This window comes from Mycolicibacterium sp. XJ662 (assembly GCF_053484035.1).
Genome location: NZ_JBEFTL010000014.1, coordinates 1 through 16503, shown reverse-complemented (window position 1 = coordinate 16503; position 16503 = coordinate 1). Strand labels below are relative to the sequence as shown.

General features: G+C 65.3%; 16 protein-coding genes. 4 read left to right on the top strand and 12 right to left on the bottom strand.

Annotation, left to right across the window (positions count from 1 at the left end; genetic code table 11):
• The first annotated feature begins 62 nt into the window (after window positions 1-62).
• Together ABQE93_RS25055 and fadD12 are read left to right on the top strand one after the other, a co-directional pair.
• Window positions 63-869, top strand: a complete 807-nt coding sequence (locus ABQE93_RS25055; protein ID WP_448411452.1) for a lysophospholipid acyltransferase family protein — start codon at window positions 63-65, stop codon at window positions 867-869.
• A 5-nt stretch (window positions 870-874) separates the two neighbouring features.
• Window positions 875-2482 carry an acyl-CoA ligase FadD12 gene (gene fadD12 / locus ABQE93_RS25050; RefSeq protein ID WP_448411450.1) on the top strand — a complete coding sequence of 536 codons (1608 nt, stop codon included), beginning with the start codon at window positions 875-877 and terminating at the stop codon, window positions 2480-2482.
• Here fadD12 and ABQE93_RS25045 read toward each other — a convergent pair.
• The 5 genes from ABQE93_RS25045 to ABQE93_RS25025 all read right to left on the bottom strand — a co-directional run bounded on the left by ABQE93_RS25045 (window position 2479) and on the right by ABQE93_RS25025 (window position 8263).
• Window positions 2479-3924: a WS/DGAT/MGAT family O-acyltransferase gene (locus ABQE93_RS25045; RefSeq protein WP_448411448.1), complete on the bottom strand. Its 1446-nt coding sequence runs from the start codon at window positions 3922-3924 to the stop codon at window positions 2479-2481. The two genes, fadD12 and ABQE93_RS25045, sit on opposite strands and share 4 nt — an antisense overlap.
• A gap of 87 nt (window positions 3925-4011) precedes the next feature.
• A complete protein-coding gene (locus tag ABQE93_RS25040) occupies window positions 4012-5082 on the bottom strand; it encodes a phosphotransferase (protein ID WP_448411446.1) in 1071 nt (356 codons plus the stop codon).
• A 10-nt stretch (window positions 5083-5092) separates the two neighbouring features.
• Entirely contained in the window at window positions 5093-5932 is an 840-nt protein-coding gene (locus tag ABQE93_RS25035) for a mycofactocin-coupled SDR family oxidoreductase (RefSeq protein WP_448411444.1), read from the bottom strand.
• 40 nt (window positions 5933-5972) lie between these two features.
• Window positions 5973-7103 carry a cytochrome P450 gene (locus tag ABQE93_RS25030; protein ID WP_448411632.1) on the bottom strand — a complete coding sequence of 377 codons (1131 nt, stop codon included), beginning with the start codon at window positions 7101-7103 and terminating at the stop codon, window positions 5973-5975.
• A gap of 437 nt (window positions 7104-7540) precedes the next feature.
• Window positions 7541-8263, bottom strand: a complete 723-nt coding sequence (locus ABQE93_RS25025) for a TetR/AcrR family transcriptional regulator (RefSeq protein WP_448411442.1) — start codon at window positions 8261-8263, stop codon at window positions 7541-7543.
• 123 nt (window positions 8264-8386) lie between these two features.
• On the opposite strand from ABQE93_RS25025, the gene ABQE93_RS25020 reads away from it, so the two are divergent.
• Together ABQE93_RS25020 and ABQE93_RS25015 are read left to right on the top strand one after the other, a co-directional pair.
• Window positions 8387-9574 (top strand): acyl-CoA dehydrogenase family protein, encoded by a 1188-nt coding sequence (locus ABQE93_RS25020; protein ID WP_448411440.1) that lies wholly within the window; start codon window positions 8387-8389, stop codon window positions 9572-9574.
• Window positions 9575-9585: 11 nt separating this feature from the next.
• Complete coding sequence (locus ABQE93_RS25015; protein WP_448411439.1) at window positions 9586-10368, top strand: enoyl-CoA hydratase; 783 nt, start codon at window positions 9586-9588, stop codon at window positions 10366-10368.
• Between the two features lie 34 nt (window positions 10369-10402).
• Here ABQE93_RS25015 and ABQE93_RS25010 read toward each other — a convergent pair whose 3' ends face one another.
• Genes ABQE93_RS25010 through ABQE93_RS24980 form a run of 7 tightly spaced genes read right to left on the bottom strand, consistent with a single transcriptional unit; the run spans window position 10403 to window position 16218 of the window.
• Window positions 10403-11170, bottom strand: a complete 768-nt coding sequence (locus tag ABQE93_RS25010) for an acyl-CoA dehydrogenase family protein (protein ID WP_448411630.1) — start codon at window positions 11168-11170, stop codon at window positions 10403-10405.
• A gap of 35 nt (window positions 11171-11205) precedes the next feature.
• Window positions 11206-12333: an acyl-CoA dehydrogenase family protein gene (locus ABQE93_RS25005; RefSeq protein ID WP_448411437.1), complete on the bottom strand. Its 1128-nt coding sequence runs from the start codon at window positions 12331-12333 to the stop codon at window positions 11206-11208.
• Window positions 12330-12797 carry a nuclear transport factor 2 family protein gene (locus tag ABQE93_RS25000; protein WP_448411436.1) on the bottom strand — a complete coding sequence of 156 codons (468 nt, stop codon included), beginning with the start codon at window positions 12795-12797 and terminating at the stop codon, window positions 12330-12332. The genes ABQE93_RS25005 and ABQE93_RS25000 overlap by 4 nt, the downstream gene beginning before the upstream one ends.
• The gene (locus tag ABQE93_RS24995; RefSeq protein ID WP_448411434.1) at window positions 12790-14004 is read right to left on the bottom strand and encodes a metal-dependent hydrolase family protein; all 1215 of its coding nucleotides are present in this window, start codon (window positions 14002-14004) and stop codon (window positions 12790-12792) included. The genes ABQE93_RS25000 and ABQE93_RS24995 overlap by 8 nt, the downstream gene beginning before the upstream one ends.
• 3 nt (window positions 14005-14007) lie before the next feature.
• Window positions 14008-14337 carry a hypothetical protein gene (locus ABQE93_RS24990; protein ID WP_448411432.1) on the bottom strand — a complete coding sequence of 110 codons (330 nt, stop codon included), beginning with the start codon at window positions 14335-14337 and terminating at the stop codon, window positions 14008-14010.
• On the bottom strand, window positions 14330-15673 hold the full coding sequence (locus ABQE93_RS24985) for an aromatic ring-hydroxylating oxygenase subunit alpha (protein ID WP_448411430.1): 1344 nt from the start codon (window positions 15671-15673) through the stop codon (window positions 14330-14332). Before ABQE93_RS24985 ends, ABQE93_RS24990 begins: the two co-directional genes overlap by 8 nt.
• Before the next feature lie 5 nt (window positions 15674-15678).
• Window positions 15679-16218: a carboxymuconolactone decarboxylase family protein gene (locus ABQE93_RS24980; RefSeq protein WP_448411428.1), complete on the bottom strand. Its 540-nt coding sequence runs from the start codon at window positions 16216-16218 to the stop codon at window positions 15679-15681.
• Window positions 16219-16503 lie beyond the last annotated feature (285 nt).

Here is a 16503-nt window from a genome sequence, read left to right as displayed (position 1 = left end):
AGAGTAACATATCCGCAGGTTCGGTTAGGTTTGGGTTGGCTCGAGAAGCGGAACTAAAGGACATGACCAGTAGCGGGACGGGCAGACCAGAGGTCGCCAAGTGGGATCCGGAGTTGACCCGGCGCATCACCGACTGGGTCGGTCCGGTCATCAGGCGCTATTTCCGTGCGGAGGTCCGCGACCTGGACGCCATCCCGGCCGCGGGCGGAGCGCTTCTGGTGTCCAACCACTCGGGCGGCATGCTCACCCCCGACGTGCTTGTCTTCGCGCCGGCCTTCTACGAGAAGTTCGGCTTCGATCGGCCCGTCTATACGCTCGGGCATGACGCGATCTTCGTCGGACCCGTCGGCACGCTGCTGCGTCGCGCCGGCGTCATCGGCGCCAACCGGGAAAACGCGGCGAAGGCGTTGCGGGAGGGCGCGGTGGTGCTGGTGTTCCCCGGCGGCGACTACGACTCCTACCGGCCGACGTTCACCGAGAACGTGATCGACTTCGCCGGCCGCACAGGATACGTCCGGTCCGCTGTCGAGGCCGGAGTTCCGATCGTGCCCATGGTGTCGATCGGCGCCCAGGAGACACAACTGTTCCTCGCACGTGGCGACTCGATCGCTCGGCGCATCGGACTCAAGCGCTTACGCGCCGAGATCCTGCCGATCAGTTTCGGCTTCCCGTTCGGGGTGTCGGTGTTCTTCCCGCCGAACCTGCCGCTGCCCGCCAAGATCGTCACCCGCGTGCTCGACCCGATCGATGTCACCGCGGAGTTCGGCGAGGATCCCAACATCGAAGCCGTCGACCTGCACGTTCGAGCGGTCATGCAGGCGGCGTTGGACGAACTGGCTGCCGAGCGTCGCTTCCCGGTGCTGGGATGAGCACCATGGCCGACAGTTTTGGACTTCTGCAGACCCTGTGGCGGGCTCGGTTGATCGCACCGATGCGCCCCGACAAGTACGTGCGCATGGGCGCGGCGATGCGTCGCGTGGGCGTAACCGCGACGGTCGGCTTCGCCGTGGCGGCGCAGCGTTGCCCCGACCGTGCCGGTTTGGTCGACGAACGCGGCACGCTGACGTGGCGTCAACTCGACGACCGGTGTGACGCGGTGGCAGCCGGGCTTCAGGAACTGCCCGGCGTCGCCCCGAAATCCATTGCGCTGATGTGTCGCAACCACCGCGGGTTCATCGAGGCGTTGGTGGCGGCCAACCGGATCGGCGCCGACGTGTTGCTGTTGAACACGTCCTTCGCCGGGCCGGCGTTGGCGCAGGTGATCGAACGTGAAGGCGCCGACGTCATCGTCTTCGACGAGGAGTTCGCCGAGATCGTCGACCGTGCCATGGCCGACAAACCCGACGCGACGCGGATCCTCGCCTGGACCGACGAAGCTACGGACGGGCTGACCCTCGATCAGCTCATCGAGTCCAATCTCGGCAAGCGACCCGCCGCCACCGAACGTAACAGCGACATCATCCTGCTGACGTCGGGCACCACGGGAACCCCGAAGGGCGCCAAACGCGGTCAAGGCAGTGGCGGCGCAGGCGATCTCAAGGCGGTGCTGGACCGAACGCCGTGGCGCGCCGAGGAGGCGACCGTCATCGTCGCGCCGATGTTTCACGCGTGGGGCTTCTCGCAGCTGTTGTTCGCCGCGCTGCTGGGATGCACGATCGTCACCCGCCGCAAGTTCGACCCCGAGGCCACGCTGGAGCTGGTCGACCGGTACAAGGCGACCGGTCTGGCGGTGGTGCCGGTGATGTTCGACCGGATCATGGATCTGCCTGACGAGGTGTTGAACCGCTACAGCGGCAAGTCACTTCGCTTCGCGACGGCGTCAGGTTCGCGGATGCGACCCGATGTGGTGATCAAATTCATGGACCGGTTCGGCGATGTGATCTACAACAACTACAACGCCACCGAAGCGGGCATGATCGCCACCGCGACGCCGTCCGACCTGCGAGCGGCTCCCGACACGGCCGGGACCCCCGCCGACGGCACCGAGATCCGCATCTACGACGCTGAATTCAACGAACTTCCCGCCGGGGAGACGGGTCAGATCTTCGTACGCAGCGGCACATTGTTCGACGGCTACACCTCCGGCAGCACCAAGGACTTCCACGATGGCTTCATGGCCTCGGGAGACATGGGTTACCTCGACGACGCCGGCCGGTTGTTCGTGGTGGGCCGCGACGACGAGATGATCGTGTCCGGCGGGGAGAACGTCTACCCGATCGAGGTGGAGAACGTGCTGGCCGCGCACCCGCAGGTGGGCGAGGTGACCGTGCTGGGCGTCGACGACGAGCAGTACGGTCAGCGCCTGGCAGCCTTCGTCGTCCTGGGGCGCTCAGCCACCGTCACCGCCGACGACCTCAAGCAGTATGTGCGGGAGAACCTCGCCAATTACAAAGTGCCGCGCGAGATCCGGGTTCTCGAGGAACTACCGCGCGGCAGCACCGGCAAGATCCTGCGCAACGACCTGCTGGACCTGGTGACCTAACCGGACGCGGTGGCCGGCGGCATTGCCGTGGCGACGGTGATCGGGGCTTTCAGTCCGGCGGCTAGCCGGATCTCGGTGAAACTGTGGATCATCGCGTCGGTCGCCTCGTGCACATCGTCGAAGGTCTGATCGTCGGAGAGCACGGCGATGTCGACCTGGTCGACGTAGCTCCAGACGGTCATGTTGAAGGCACTGCCGGCGGAAAGCACGCCTACGGAGTAGATCTCGCTGACGCGGGCGCCGCCGATATGGCCGTGCTCACGAGGTCCGGGCACGCTGGAGATCGCGACGTTCATGACCCTGTTGTGTGCGGCGCGTTTGGATCGCCACCGGAACAACGCCGGTGTCAACGGCGGCGGCAGATACTCCATCGCCTGGCCCTGCAGCCGTGGCCCGAGAAGGTCGTGGACCTCCTTGGCGTTGGAGGTGGTCAGCGCCGTCAACCGGACCCGCTCGAGCGGATCGTCGATGTGCACGGGCAGCGATACGGTCAGCCCGCTGATCTCGTTGCCGGTGACCCGATCCGCGGAGCGGTCGGTGGAGACCGGAACCGACGCCAGGATCGGACGGTCGGCTCGTCCGTCGTAGCGCAGCAGCAGCTCACGCAAACCACCGGCCGCGGTGGCGAGCACGATGTCGTTGAACGTCACGTTCAGCTGTTTGGCGGTCTCTTTGACCTCGGCTAGCGCAAGGGACGCCGTCGCGAAGGCGCGGGTGGGGGAGACGACGTGGTTGAGAAATGTCGACGGTGTCTTGAACAGCTTGGCCGTCTCGTGCTGTGCCGTCGGCGGCCGCGGCCGCCGACGCAACCGCGCCACACCGCGTACCGCATCACGCACCAGCGCAGGCAGCCCGGCGACGCGCTGAACGTGGTCACGGCCTGCCGCCCGCAACAGATTGGCCTTCGACGGCGGCTCGCACGCGGTGTAGCCGTCGTGTTCGTCACGTGCCGAACCCGACAGGTCCATCAGGCGCGCAAGAAGGTTCGCCGAGGCGACACCGTCGGCCAACGCATGGTGCACCTTGCCGATCAACGCGAACCGGTCGTCGGCCATCCCCTCGGCGAAGTGGAACTCCCACAGCGGACGGCTGCGGTCCAGCGGTGTGCTCGCGATGTGACCGATCACCTCGTCGAGTTCACGGCGGCCGCCTGGGCTGGGCACCTGAACGCGGCGCAGGTGGTAGTCGAGGTCGACCGGACAGTTCTCCAGCCACATCGGGTGGTGCAGCTTCCACGGGATGTCGACCAGTTGGTAGCGCAGCGGATCCAGCAGATGCAGCCGTCGCGCGACGGTACGGCGGAACACCTCGAAGGTGAACTCCGAGCCGTGTTCGGTCCGGTAGCCCGCGGCGTCGATGATCGCCACCTTCAGCGTGTGTGTGTGCAGGGTCGGCGTCTCGGTGTACAGCAGCATGGCGTCCATGCCATTGAGTCGCTTCACATCCCAGCCCTTCGGACGAGTACGCCGAGGGCTCCATCGAACCACCCCGACCATCATGATCGCGGGCTTTCGGTAAACGACTGGCTGCTAGGCGATCGCGTCGAGGGCAGCGCGGGTGTCGAGGTCGAGGAACGCCGCGGAGTAGCGCTGGGCCAACGCCAGGCAGATATCGGCACCTTGCCAGGCATCGCCGCCTGACAGCGTCGCCATCCAGATCGCCAGCCCGTGCGCGACGGACGCCCGGTAGCGCAGCCACACCTCCTCTGCCGTCGGCTTCTCGTCGGCGGGCAGTGTCAGCGCGTCGCGGTACTCGGTGAGCAGGTCCCGCTCGGCGCGTCTGCGGTCATCGATCGTCAACGCGCCCTGCAGGAAGTAGCCGACGTCGAGGGACCAGTTGCCGCGCCGCGCCATCTGCCAGTCCAGGAATCCGACCTCGTCATCGGGCAGCACGTAGGTGTTGCCGATGTGCGGATCGCCGTGCAGCAGAGTCTGTGGCGAGCTGGTCAGCGTCCCGATGTAGCGCGCCCAGATGTCGACGAACAGTTCGGTTCCGCTCAGCGCGGGGATCTCGGCGGGAACGCTGTCGCCCAACCGCTCATGGGCGATGTGCAGCGGCGCGTGCTCGAGCCCTTCGAACGCGACGAACGGCTCGAGCCAGCCCAGTGCCGGTTCGCTCGCCAAGCGCTCACCCCAGAACCGGCTGTGCATGCGCGCCAGCCCACGCACTCCGCTGGCCACCTGCTCGACCGTCATCGGCCGCGTCGAGTCGCGGGGATCGGCGCCGCGGGCGACGACGTCCTCCATGATGAGCAGGAAGTTCCTGGCGTCCTCGTCGATGAGCGCCGCGTAGACCGCCGGATGATCCAACGGCAACGCGACACCCGACATGAACAGCCGCGGTTCGTGATACAGCCCGCTGGTCAGCGCCACCAGGTCGGCGTGCTCGGGGTCGACCGCCTTGGCGAACACCGTCGCCGGCCCGCTGCCCGCCGCGTACGTCAGGGCCAACCGGGCGCGCCGGTTGGTGCCGTCGTCGCGAAGCGCCACCGTCACCGTGTCGACCACTACCCCCGGATGGTCACGTGCAAGTGCCGCCGTCATCCAATCCGGGGTGATCTCTTCCCATTCCCGCGGCAGCGACAGCTCCGCGACAGTCACGTCGCCTGCCTTACTTCAGGCAGCTGCCGCCGTCGACCGGCAGCGTCACACCGGTGACGAAGCGCGCCTCGTCCGAGGCCAGGAACAGCACCGCGTTGGCGATGTCCTCGGGCTCCACCCAGCCGATCGGCAGCGTGTGCATCATCTGGCCGACGACCTTCATGTCCTCGGGGCCCGGGTTCTCCAAATCGGGCCGGAACAGCCTCATGGTGCCGTCGTTCATGAACAGCGGGGTGTTGACGTTGGTGGGGTGCACCGAGTTGACGCGGATGTTCTGGGCGCCGAGTTCGACGGCGAACGTCCGCATCAGGCCCACCACACCGTGTTTGGCGGCGACGTAGTGGCCCGTGTGCGGGTAGGCCTTCAGGCCGCCGACCGAGCTGGTGAGGATGATCGAACCGCCGCGGCCGCCTTCGAGAATGTGTGGCACACCCGCCTTGACGGTCTTCCACACCCCGCCGAGGTTGATGTCGATCATCGCCGTCCAGTCTGTTTCGCTGGTCTTGTCCAGCGTCTGGCCGCCGTTGCCGATGCCGGCGTTGGCCACGATGATGTCGAGCCGGCCCAGTTGCTCCACGCCGGTGTCGACCGCAGCCTTGAGCGCGTCGTAGTCGCGCACGTCAACCTCGGCCGTGTAGATGCGGCGGTTGTAACCCTTGACCAGATCGGCGGTTTCGGCCAGATCCTCCGGGGTGGAGGCCTCGATCAGGTCGACCGTGTCGATCTTCTTGCAGATGTCCACGGCGATGATGTCGGCGCCCTCCTGGGCCATCCGCACGGCGTGGGCGCGGCCCTGACCGCGCGCGGCGCCGGTGATGAACGCGACCTTGCCTTCTAGACGTCCTGCCATACTGTTCAAATCCTTTGGTGTTGTTGGGTGTTGGTGGTGCTCACGCCTCGGTGACGAAGGTGGGCATGGATTCCCAGCCGCGAACGGCCGTGGTCTCCGATGGACGCGCGTTCGGCCAGTCGACCTCCCACGCCGGGAACCGTTTGAGGATCTCCTCGAGGGCGATCCGGCCCTCCAAGCGTGCGAGCGCATTGCCCATGCAGAAGTGGGTGCCCGCGCCGAACGTCATGTGCGAGCGCTGTTCCCGGTGAATATCGAAGACGTCGCCGTCGGGCGGGAAGCGGCGGTGGTCGCGGTTGGCGGCCCCCACCAGCATCAGCATCGCCGACCCTTCGGGGACTGTCTGCCCGTAGTACTGCACGTCGCGGGTGACGTAGCGGGCCATCTGCAGGGCGGGCGGCTCCCAGCGCAGGATTTCCTCGATCGCCTGCGGGATCAGGTTGGGGTTGGCCACCAGCTCGGCGCGCTGGTCGGGGTAATCGGCGAGTGTCTTTCCGGCCCAACCGATCAGCCGCGTCGTCGTCTCGCTGCCGGCGGTGGCGATGACGGTCAGGTACATCAGCAGCTCTTCGCGGCCCAGCTTGCGTACGGTGCCGGTTTCGTCTTCGAACTCGACGTTGAGCAGGTCGGTCATGATGTCGTCGGAGGGATGTTTGGTGCGGTAGTCGATGAACTCGGCGAACACCTCGCCGGTGGCCAGCAGGTCGACGTTGTCGCTCTGCAGGGTCGCTTCACCGTGTTCGGTGACGCGACGCTGGTCTTCTTCGGGGATGCCCAGAAGCATGCCGATGACACGCATGGGCATCTGCTCGCCGAGATCGTTGACGAAGTCGAACCGGCCCGTGCCGACCAGCGGATCGAGACAGCGTGCGGTGAACTCGCGGATCTGCGGTTCCAGCGCCTGCACCTTGCGCGGGGTGAACACCCGCGACAGCAGGTTGCGGTGGATGTTGTGGATCGGTGGATCTTCGAAAATCAGTGTGCCGGGCGGAATCTCCATCCCGGACTTGATGATCTCGAGCAGCGCGCCGCGCCCGGAGATGAACGTCTCGTGGTCGATGACGCCCTTGTTGACATCTTCGAAGCGGCTCAGCGCGTAGAAGTCGTGCTTGTCGTTGTAGTACAGCGGTGCCTCCTCGCGAAGGCGGGCGAACACCGCGTACGGGTTCATGTTGATGTCGATGTTGTAGGGGTCGTAGTACAACTCGTCGTCTGTCGCGGCGGGTTGTACGCCGGGATTTTCAGCGCTGATCGTCACGGGTCGCCTCTCGCTGGACCAGGGTCAGATAAGACATGGGGCTGACTTTTGTCTCACAACTTTGGCATTCGCCCCGAAGGGTGTCAATAACGTGACCGGTTTTGGCGATTTATACTCTCCGCTTAGCAGAACGGTCTTCTCGCCACGGCACCGACGTGCCGAAACGTCCGGGTGATTCCTACGCGTACGGCGCCGCGAAGAGGCCGTCAGCGCTGGCATCCGGCCGTCGGCATCGTGTCCGGTGATATCGCGACCGCCGAGCAGATCTGGCCAGAGATCGGGCACCTGCCCAGTGTAAGTCAGCTTCTCGTCAGCGAGAACATAGTTCTCGCGAGAATGTGATTCTCCGCCTACTCGGCGGCGAAGCCGCGGGCGCAGAAGTCCCAGACCTCGTCCGCGGTGATGGGGTTGACGGCGCCTGTGTCGTCGGTCTCACCGCTGGATTGCGCGACGAACATCACGGTCTGCATGGTCATTGCGGCCATCCGCTTGGGGTTGATGCCCTCACGAAGTTGGCCGGCGGCGCTGGCCTCTTCCATCAGCTCGGTGAGCAGGGCGAGAAGCGGTGCATGGGCGATTTTGACTTCGGACGGATGCGAGACCAGAAGACGCGGCGCGAAGTCGGTGAACAGCGGGCGCTTGGCGGTCGGATCGGGTCGCGACGACTCGAAGAGAAGCTGGACCGCGACCTTCAGGCGCTCGATCGGCTCGTCCTCGGTGGTGGTGGCCGCCCGAATCTGATCGGCCGAGCGGCTCAGCGCATCCTCGAACAGCGCGAGCAACAACTCATGCTTACCGTCGAACTGCAGGTAGAAGCTGCGCAGCGACTGCCGCGAACGGTCGACTACTTCCTGCACCGTGAAGTCGGTGCTGCCCTTCTCGATGATGATCGCCTGCGCCGCGTCCAGGAAACGCTGCACGCGCTGCGCAGCACGCAGCTTGGCGGTTTTGATCGATCGCTCGACCGCACGTTGCTTCCAGGCCGGCTCCTCGCTCGGGCTGGTCACCGGCGGCTCAGATGCGTGCCGATTTGGGAGAACATGAACTGACTGTACCGGAGAACGCCTTGCCATTGCGGTCCTCGACCCCCTCGCGGCCTACGTGTCAGAGATTGTAACTTTCTCACGATGAGAATAGTATTCTCATTTTGTTGATAACAGTAGGCCTTACCAAAAATTTGATCCACCGGGAGTGCCGTGCAGCTCACCTTTGATGCTGACGTAGAGGCATTCCGCGCCGAGTTCAACGCGTTCCTCGACGAGAACCTTCCGCGCGATGCGGAGGCTCTCGCACGGTCGCATTCCAGCAGCGACGTTCCCGCCTGGGCGCGCGAGTGGCAGCGTCTCATGTTCGACCACGGTTGGTTGCTGCCCGGTCATCCGCCCGAGTTCGGCGGTCGTAACGCCACCCTGTTGCAGCAGTATGTGCATCAGCAGGAGCTGGCGCGACGACGCGTCTACCTGACCTTCAACCCGCAGGGCGTCGGGATCGTGTCCGCGTCGCTGATCACGTTCGGCACACCGGAACAACAGCGCCGCTGGGCGGTGCCGATCCTGCGTGCCGAGATGACCGCCTCGCTGGGGATGAGCGAGCCCGGCGCCGGATCCGACCTCGCATCGCTGCGCACCAGGGCCGAGTTCGTATCCGGCGACGAGGGCGACCACTTCGTGGTCAACGGGCAGAAGGTGTGGACATCGGGCGCACACGACGCAGACGTACTGCTGACCTTCGTGCGCACCGATGCCGACGCGCCCAAACACAAAGGCATCAGCGTGCTGCTGATCCCGACCGATCTGCCGGGCGTGGTGCGACGGCCGTTCGCATCGGTGTGCGACCAGAACGACCTGGACTTCAACGAGGTCTTCTTCAACGACGTGCGGGTGCCCGCCGAGAACCTCGTCGGACCTCTCAACGAGGGTTGGCGGGTGGCCAGCGGTTCGCTCGGGCATGAGCGGAATATGTTGTGGCTCAGCTACGCCGACCGGCTGGCCGAGCTGACTGAGGACTTCCGGCCCGCCTCCGCGCTGGACCGCGACCGGTATGCGACGTTGGTCATGGACAATCTGGCGCTTCGCCTGCTCGGCTCGATTGCGCTGGCCCGCGCGGCTCGCGGTGCCGAAGACGCGTCCGCGCTGTCGGTGCTCAAGCTCATGGGCTCGGAGGCTTCGCAACTGGCCACCGAATACGCGCTGGACGCAACGGGTGTCGACGGGCTGGCTCACCCGACCATGTCCGGCCCGTACAGCGCACACCACCTCGACGCGTACCGGTGCGGCTGGTTCGAACGCTACGTGCGTTCGTTCGGCGGCACCATCGCCGGCGGAACCTCCGAAATCCAACGCAACATCATCGCCCAGCGGCTGCTGGGACTGCCCCGAAACTAGAAGGACTCACCATGTATATCGACTACGAGGTCGCCGACCGCATCGCGACCATCACCTTGAACCGCCCGGAGGCGGCCAACGCTCAGAACCCCGAGCTGCTCGACGAACTCGACGCGGCGTGGACCCGCGCCGCAGAGGACAACGACGTCTCGGTGATTCTCCTGCGCGCCAACGGGAAGCATTTCTCGGCCGGACACGATCTGCGCGGCGGCGGGCCGGTGCCCGACAAGATCACCCTCGACTTCATCATCCAGCACGAAGCCAAACGCTACCTCGAGTACACGCTGCGCTGGCGGAACGTACCCAAACCGTCGATCGCCGCGGTGCAGGGTAGGTGCATCTCCGGTGGCCTGCTGCTGTGTTGGCCGTGCGATCTGATCATCGCCTCCGACGACGCGCAGTTCTCCGACCCCGTCGCGCTGATGGGCATCGGTGGCGTCGAATACCACGGCCACACCTGGGAACTGGGACCCCGCAAGGCGAAGGAGATTCTGTTCACGGGCCGGGCGATGACCGCGGAGGAAGTGGCCGCCACCGGCATGGTCAACCGCGTCGTGCCCCGCGACCAACTCGATTCGGAGACCAGGGCGCTGGCCGAACAGATCGCCAAGATGCCGCCGTTCGCGTTGCGCCAGGCCAAGCGCGCGGTCAACCAGACGCTCGATGTGCAGGGGTTCTATGCGGCGATCCAGTCGGTGTTCGACATCCACCAGACCGGACACGGCAACGCGCTGAGCGTGAGCGGGTGGCCGGTGTTGGTGAACCTCGACGAGATGAAGGCCAACATCAAATAACTTCCCCGCTCGCGCAGGGAAATTAGACAGGTAATTAGAGTTGTGCGAGGCGGGGCACCGAGCCGCGGGCCCGCAATCCCGCCCCCACCTTGCGGGTGAGTTCCTTTGAGTTACCGAGCAACCCGTCGAGCACCAACGCGCGCTTCACGTGCCGGTGCAGGTCGTGCTCGGCGGTGAAGCCGATCCCGCCGAGCACCTGCTGACAGTGTCGGGCCGCGGTCAGCGCGGCCTTGCCCGCGGCGGCCTTGGCCAACATCGCGGTCAGATCCGGGCTTTCGGACTCGGGCAGCGCAAGCGTCGCCTCCGCACCTTCGATGGCCACCAGTGTCTCGGCCAGCCGATGCCGGATCGCCTGAAACGACGAGACCGGTCGGCCGAACTGGACGCGGTCCATGGCATGTTGGCGCGCCAGCGTCAGCATGGCCCGCGCCGAGCCGACCAACCACCAGCCCACCGCCCTGCGCGCCTCGCCCATTCGCATCAGCTCGCCGTCGGGAACCCGGCGTAGCGGTAATTCGCCGAGCGTGGTGTCGCCGGACCCGCTGCGTTCCCACACGACCCAGCCGCCGCCCGCATAGGGCATCGGCGGGGTGCCGCCCGGCAGGCCGCCGATCGTCTCCAGCAGCACGTCGTTGATAACCGAAGCGTGCGAACCGGTTTCGCCAAGCAGCCGGAACACCAGCGGGATCGCCAGGTCAGGCATCTCGGCCAGCATGTCCGCCCAGCCCAGTTCGGCCAGCGCGGTGTCCAGCTCGGCACCGGACGTCGACAGCATCGTCTTGCGCAGGGTGTCTTCGAGCATCCCCAGCGATTCGGCGTCAAAGCCGTTGTCCACGGTCACTCCTTACCGAGGTCCAGGAGGCGACGGGCGATGATGTTGCGCTGCACCTCGGCGGTGCCGCCGTAGATGGTGGCCGCCCGCGAATAGAGATACTCGGTGCGCCATTCGTTGTCGTCGAGTTCGATGACGCCCGGCAACAGATCGCGCGCCGTGTCGTAGAGCTGCTGTTCGGCGCCGGCCAACAGCACCTTGTCGATCGAAGTCTCTGCACCGAGCTTGTGCCCGTCGGCCAGCCGGTGCTGGGTGGCCCGCGATCGGCAGCGCAGCGTATGCAGGGCCAGGTAAGTCTCGCCGAGGTCCGAATCGACCGATTGGCCTTGGCGTTTCACCTCACCGATCAACGCGTCGAACCGTGAGTACAGGTAGGCGATGCGCTGCCAGAAGCAGGTCGAGCGCTCGTAGGGGAGCAGGTCCATGGCCAGCCGCCAGCCGTCGCCCTGCTGGCCGAGCATCCGGTCCGCTGGCACCGCGACGTCGTCGAAGTACACCTCGCAGAACTCGTCGACGTCGTGCATGGTGCGCAGCGGCCGAACCGTGACACCCGGTGTGTCAAGATCGACGAAGAACGCCGTGATGGCCTCATGGTTGGGGGTGTCCGGCCCGCCGGTGCGGGTGAGCAGGACACACCGTGTCGCGTACTGCGCGAAGCTGGTCCACACCTTCTGCCCGTTGATGATCCACCTGTCGCCGTCCTGCACGGCGCGCGTGGTCAGCGACGCGAGGTCGCTGCCCGAACCGGGTTCGGAGAACCCCTGGCACCACGACTCCTGGCCGGACAGCAGCTTCGGCACCATCTCGGCGGCCAGTTCGGGTCGCGCATAGTCGATCATCGTCGGGGTCAGGACCTCGAGCATGGAATACGGTCCGGGATGGTCGATTCCGCGGCCGACGATCTCCTCGCCGACGATCGCGCGCAGGATCTCCGGGCCGCCGAGCCCACCCGCCGACTCGGGCCAGCCGTAGCGCATCCAGCCGGCGTCGTAGAGCGCCTTGAGCACCCGCAGATGCTGGGCCTGGTGAGCATCCAGCGAGGCGTCGTCGGGCGGAGGCGTCAGGGCGTTGGCTTCGAGCCATTCGCGCAGGGCGGTGCGGAATGCGTTGGGCTCGAAAAGGTTATCCGTCATCGGGCTTCCGGAGCCGCTCCGGCGGCGACGTCGGGATCCGGCCTTCCGATGGCGTGCGGGCGGCCGGAGTCGTGTTCGCCGCTGCGCCGGATGAACGTCATGGCACGGGTTTTCAGCCGCCAGCCGTTCTCGGTGCGGACATAGGTGTCATTGTAGTAGCCGATGCGCATGTCGTGTTTGGAGTGCTCGATGAAGCACAGCGGCTGCGTTCCGCTCGCCTTGTCCGGGTCGTCGGCGTCGAGGTGGACCAACGACGTGCCGGTCATGAACAGGCCCTTGGGCGCGGCATCGACGAGCTCGGGGAAGCGGTTGAGCGTGTAGGTCGACCCGAACGCGCTGTATGTGCCGTCCGGGGTGAACACCGAGATCAGGCCTTCGATGTCACCTTGGGTGATGGTGACGGCGTATTTGGCCAGCAGCTGCTGGATCTCGACGAGATCCTCGATTCGCTTCGACTCAGTCATGTCGGAAGACCTTACCGCCCTTCATTACGAAGTTGACGTCTCGTGTAACGCCGATATCGGCAAGGGGATCGCCGGGCACCGCAATGATGTCGGCGAGGTAGCCCTCGGCGAGACGACCCAGGTTGGGCTTGTTGATGAGATCCGCGGCCACGACGGTCGCCGCGCGCAGCACCGCCGCCGGGGGCAGACCCCATTCGACGAGCGTCACCAGTTCGTCGGCGTTCTTGCCGTGCGGGATCGCCGGAGCATCGGTGCCGACGGCGATCTTCGCCCCGGCCTCGTAGGCCGCCTTGATCGACGTCCGGGCTTTCGGGAACATCTCGGCGGCCTTGTCCTGTAGTTCTTTCGGTGCCCGAGACACATCCATCGCCTCGGCGAGCCTGCGGGTCGAGACCAGGAAGCGGTCGTTGTCGACGAGCATCTGGATGGCTTCGTCGTCCATCAGGAAGCCGTGTTCGATGCAGTCGATACCGCACGCGACGGCGTGTTTGACCGCCTCCGCGCCGTGGGTGTGCGCGGCGACGCGCAACCCGCGGCGGTGGGCTTCGTCGACGATGACGCGCAGTTCCTCATCCGAATAGTGTTGCGCCCCGGCCTCGCCGGTCAACGACATCACACCGCCGGAACAACACACCTTGATCAGCTGTGCACCGTGCTTGATCTGGTACCGCACCGCTTTACGGATCTCGTCGACCCCGTTGGCGATGCCCTCCTCGATCGTCAGCTCGAGCACACCGGGCATGAAGGCCGCGAACATCGTCGGGTCGAGATGCCCACCGGTGGGGGTGATGGCATGCCCGGCGGGGATCACCCGGGGTCCCTCGATCCAGCCTGCGTCGATGGCCTTGCCCAGCGCGACGTCGAGCAGGTACCCGCCGGTCTTCACGAACAACCCGAGGTTGCGCACCGTGGTGAAGCCCGCACGCAGTGTGCGGCGGGCGTTGCCGACCGCGCGCAGCACCCGGGTCGCCGGGTCATCCTGCACCTGGGACAGACCGGGGGTTTCGCCCCGCCCGCCCATGAGCAGGTTGACCTCCATGTCCATCAGGCCGGGCAGCAGGACCGCGTCGCCCAGATCGATGACGTCGGTTTCGTCGGCCGAGCCCCCGATACCGACGATGCGGCCGTCGTCGACCCGGACGACCCCGGGCGTAACGATCTCGCCGGCGTCGACGTCGAGCAGGCCTGCTGCTTTGAGGGTCAGCACAACTTAGACCACCGGCTCCTTGATGCAGGTGATGTAGGTGGCGCCGCTGTCGAGCACACGCGGCTGCTTCCACACCTCGATCGGGAACGACACGTTGACCAGTGACTGCATCATGTGGATGAGCGCCTTTGCGTCGTCGGGCATTCCGTCCAAGGGGAACCTGGCGTCGCAGTATTCCATGACGGCCTCCAGGCGGGGAAACGCATTGTCGTAGAACTCCTGCATTTCCTCCATGGTCGAGGACAGCCGCTTCTGGTAGCGCTCTTCCTCGGTGGGCAGGCACCAGTCGGTGAACCGCTCGAGGTCGGCGAACTCTTCGGGCAACTTAGGCATTGATCGCATCCTTTGAACCGGCCGACGTCGCGGTTTTTCCATTGCCGGAACCGTCGGTGAGACCCTTTTCCTTCTTGTAGGCGTTGACGTGATCCCACGCCGTCTTGTGCAGATGGCGCAGCAGGACTTCTTGGTCGCACAACAGGAAATCCTTGACCACACCGGTGTTGATCATCGTCTGGGTGGCCTCGAGGGTGTTGGCGTCCTGGAAGGCGTACTCCTTGAACGTCACCGCCGCGAGCTCATGGGCTAGCCGCTCCCGAGTGTTGGTGGCGGGCACGAAGTACAGCGTGCACTCGAAGATGTGCTTGTCGACGTCGGTGGGCCAGTAGTGGTAGGTGAGGTACCAACCCGGCGCCCACAGCAGCAGCGTGAAGTTCGGGAAGAACTCGAACGAGTCCTGGCCCCAGGCATGGTGGCGCGACGGGTTGACCGCCGGTGGCAACTCGTCGGGCAGGATGCCCTCGATGTTGGGCCGGTCCCACGGGCCGAACAGCCCGCTGTGCAGCACCCGTTCGATCGGCTTGACCATGTTCGGGTCCTTCGGGGGGCTCATCCCGCCCCACGACGAGATCATCGAGTGCCTGCCCTTGATGTCGTAGTGCAGCGCCTCGAAGCCGAAGCTGGCCAGCTTATCCGCCTCTTCCTTGACCGCCTGCTTCATGTGCAGCACCGGTGCGTGGTAGAACTCGACGAACGCGTCGATGAACAGCTTCCAGTTCGCGTTGACTTCGGCGCGGTAGGAATAGGTTTCGGTCATCTCGTGGAAGGGATAGCCCTCCAGGCCCTTCGCGAAGTCGCCGAGGTAGTCGGTCAACGGTTCGGCATCGTCGTCGAAGTTGATGAAGATGAAGCCTTCCCACACCTCGCAACGCACCGGCACCAAGCCGTAGTCGGCCTTGTCGACGTCGAAGAACTCGTCCTCCTGCTGGATGAAGGTGAGGTCTCCCTTGAGGCTGTAGCGCCACGCGTGGTACTTGCAGGTGAACTGGCGGCAGGTGCCCGACACCTCCTGGCCGGGATAGTCGTTCCACACCAACTTGTTTCCGCGGTGGCGGCACATGTTGTGGAAGGCGCGGACCTCGTTGTCGGTGCCCTTGACGACGATCACCGACGTGCCCTTACCGGCGGACGGCATCTCCTTGGTGAAGTAGCTGCCCTTCTTGGGGAGCCGCTCGACCCGGCCGACGTTCAGCCAGCATTTCCGGAAGATCGCCTGCTGTTCGAGCTTCCAATGCTCGGGATCGATCGAGTCGGTGTAATCCACCGGCCCTGTGCCGAGCTCGGGCCAATGCTCGGTCCAGCTGCCCTCGGCAGGTTTGGGAAAAAATGCCATGGTGATTACCTCTCTGCGAGATTTTCGGAGTCGGGTACCACTCCGAAAGTGTTGATGGCCATGGCGAGTGCGCCATAGCAGCCGATGGTGAAGACGAGATCCATGCGTTGACGCTCGTCGAGATGCTCGGACAACGTTGTCCAGGTGGCATCGGAGATCTCCGATGCGTCCTCGAGTTCGTCGACAGCGCACAGCACGGCACGGTCCAGTTCGTCGACGGCCTCGCCGCGCTCGATTCCGGCGATGACGTCCTCGGTCAACCCGGCGTCGAGGCCCATGCGCACGTGGTGGCGCCATTCGTACTCACAGCGGCGCCGATGCGCGACGCGCAACACCGCCAGTTCGCGCAGCCGTTCGGGCAACGTGGAGGAGTACAGCAGGTGGTTGTTGAAGCGAAGGAATGCCCGCGTCAGCTTCGGGTGGCGCACGAGGGTGGCCAGCAGGTTGCCCGTCTGCTCGGGAGTGCGCCGGTCGGCGGGGATGCTGGACAGGGCATGGTCGACCGCGTCATCCCACTGATCGGCAGGCAGCGGCAGAACTCGCACCGATAGCTTCCTCTCGCTCGCGAGAATCAGGTTCTCATATTTGGCTAATAGATTTCCATCTTTACCCCAGAAGGTCAATCCCCCTGGTCAGACGCGCCGGTCACGGCGGTGCCGGCCGGAGTACAACGGCGCTGCCTGGTGGCCCTGCGGCGGTTTACGGACATTGATTCTCGCGTTTAGAGAAGCTAGTTTTCTCTAGTAGAGAACCTTGTCGATCTAGGGTGGGGGTCAGCGACGACCCCGACGAAGGGAACAGGCATGAACAAGGACGACATGATTCTGGTC